Source organism: Salinivibrio sp. PR919 (genome assembly GCF_001995355.1).
Lineage (GTDB): Bacteria > Pseudomonadota > Gammaproteobacteria > Enterobacterales > Vibrionaceae > Salinivibrio > Salinivibrio proteolyticus.
The window spans coordinates 1-1,970 of the sequence record NZ_MUFL01000161.1 but is presented as its reverse complement, the minus strand read 5'-3'; the positions used below and the strand labels follow the sequence as shown (position 1 = coordinate 1,970).

The 1,970-nt window shown below is 47.6% G+C and carries 6 protein-coding genes; all 6 read left to right on the top strand.

Annotated elements, in window-relative coordinates; translation table 11 throughout:
* The coding region (locus BZG83_RS16850; RefSeq protein ID WP_158074988.1) for a hypothetical protein at positions 1–277 on the top strand (277 nt) is incomplete at its 5' end.
* Between the two features lie 74 nt (positions 278–351).
* A complete protein-coding gene (locus tag BZG83_RS16330; protein ID WP_131825116.1) occupies positions 352–765 on the top strand; it encodes a hypothetical protein in 414 nt (137 codons plus the stop codon).
* Between the two features lie 97 nt (positions 766–862).
* Entirely contained in the window at positions 863–1,093 is a 231-nt protein-coding gene (locus tag BZG83_RS16325; RefSeq protein ID WP_241828307.1) for a hypothetical protein, read from the top strand.
* Between the two features lie 78 nt (positions 1,094–1,171).
* Positions 1,172–1,333: a hypothetical protein gene (locus BZG83_RS16845; protein ID WP_158074987.1), complete on the top strand. Its 162-nt coding sequence runs from the start codon at positions 1,172–1,174 to the stop codon at positions 1,331–1,333.
* Positions 1,323–1,487, top strand: a complete 165-nt coding sequence (locus BZG83_RS16840) for a hypothetical protein (protein ID WP_158074986.1) — start codon at positions 1,323–1,325, stop codon at positions 1,485–1,487. The genes BZG83_RS16845 and BZG83_RS16840 overlap by 11 nt, the downstream gene beginning before the upstream one ends.
* 195 nt (positions 1,488–1,682) lie before the next feature.
* Entirely contained in the window at positions 1,683–1,919 is a 237-nt protein-coding gene (locus BZG83_RS16320; protein WP_077482118.1) for a hypothetical protein, read from the top strand.
* Positions 1,920–1,970 lie beyond the last annotated feature (51 nt).

Genomic DNA, 1,970 nt, shown 5'->3' with positions numbered 1-1,970 from the left:
ATTCAAAGACGGTAAATACATTAAACCACGGTTGGGCGTGGGGCTGGTCGGCTATGAAAGCGGTTATGTGTATTTTGATTATTCAAAAGCCCTCTTTTTAGATGACGAAGGTAAAAAAATCGCGGACGCAAAAGACATCGTGGCGATGTCAGCGGCAAAAGTTCAAGTGACTAACTGGCCGATGGTCACAGAACCCAACGCAACACGACCTCAAAAGTACATGAAAATCGGTGAGCCGTGGGAGGCGGAAGCCTGTCACCGCCCTAACAGCGTATGAAAAACGCAACGCTAATAATTGCCGTGTTAGCCGCTGTATTGATGCTGGCGCGGCTCAAGACAGGAACAAACACAATGACGGTAGAAAGTGACAAAGAGCGCGGCATTCGCAATAAAAATCCGCTCAATATCGAATACTCCAAAAATAACGATTGGCACGGCCAAGTAGGCCATGACGGCCGCTTTGCCATTTTTTCGAGTCCGGTTTACGGATTCCGCGCGGCGGCGCGGATTATCGCCAATTACCGCGAAAAACACGGCATTGATACGTTGGCCGGAGTGATTGGCCGCTGGGCACCAAAAAGCGAAAACAGCACCGACGCATATATAAATTACGTAGCTGAGCAAGCAGGGCTAGCGCCGAATAGCGTCATTGATGCAAGTAACATTGTGTCAGTGCTCGCAGCGATGGTCGCGTTTGAAAATGGCGCGGAGTATGCCAGCTACTACGACACAGACACGATAGCAAAAGGAGTGCAGCTAGCATGACAAGCAAAGAGCTAACCGCGCGCGTTGTGGTCGGCATTATCACGATGGTTGCAGGGACCATCATCATTAAACAACTAAAAGCAAATGGGGTGATCTAGTGATTGCGCAATTTTTCAAACAATACATTAGCCAAGGCAGCACATGGAAAGGCCTTGCACTGCTTGGCAGTGCGGCGGCTGGCGTGCTCGGTTACGGTGATTTGATTTCGGTGTCAGTCAGCAACGACGCGCTACACTTTGGCGGCGTGCTTGGCGTGGCAGTACCTACATTAATCGGCGCGTATGAAGTGGCGCGCAACGAATACAAAAATGCGCAGAATGGCAAATAGTGATTTTTTACTAATGTTGTTCCTGCTTTGGCTAACGATAAGCGTGTTAAAAGCCGTTGGCCGGAATCGGGGGAGTAAATGGAATTAACGCAATATTTCATCATGTCCGGCGTGACAGGCTTAGTGACCAGCGTTGCAACCGTGGTCGCGCTAAAAGTCGATATTCGTTGGATGAAAAACACGCTCGCAGATCATGAAAAGCGTTTGCGAGTAATCGAGGGGGTACGGTATGGCGAGTAAATCAATGACAGTTCGCCAAGCAGGCCGCAAAGGCGGCCAAGCGACGGCGAAAAAGTGGAAAAACGATAAGCGCTGGGCGGGAATGATGCGTAAGAAGTTACGCGCAGCAGGCAAGAAAGGCGCGACGGCACGCAAACAACGAAAGCTTTTTTAGTTTCAAATCCAGTAACTTGAGTGGTGACTCGCAGAAAGTAGGGCGCTGATTTTGTTATCGTAACAATCCAATAACAAAGGGGCTAGCCAACGAGTAAGCCCTATTTCTCTCCTCTTGCCGCAGTGACCGCTGCGGCATTTTTTTGCTTTTTCGTATGGTAATTTAGGCACTCAATTTAAACGAGGAGAAGAAAAAGTGAGTAACGTAATCAAAGATAATACATTCGAACATATATTGTACTCTTACGATTCTAATTGTCCGCCAGAATACAAAAGAAAAATGGCAACAAGTGCAGCATTAGAACTGCTCAGAGCGAAAGCATTGGGAGGTAATGTGCCGTTTAACGTAGCAAAACCTAATGAAGCAGAGGAATTAGAAAGGTTGGTACGCGCARTTGAGCAAGTATTAGATGGTGCGGAGGATGAGGAATGAACTTAACAAAAGAACAGCAACTTCTTGCTCTTATGTTGTGTGATATTCATG

Coding starts and splice junctions, on each gene's coding strand:
- BZG83_RS16330 (WP_131825116.1), top strand. CDS start 352: ATGACGGTAGAAAGTGACAAAGAGCGCGGCATTCGCAATAAAAATCCG.
- BZG83_RS16845 (WP_158074987.1), top strand. CDS start 1,172: ATGGAATTAACGCAATATTTCATCATGTCCGGCGTGACAGGCTTAGTG.
- BZG83_RS16840 (WP_158074986.1), top strand. CDS start 1,323: ATGGCGAGTAAATCAATGACAGTTCGCCAAGCAGGCCGCAAAGGCGGC.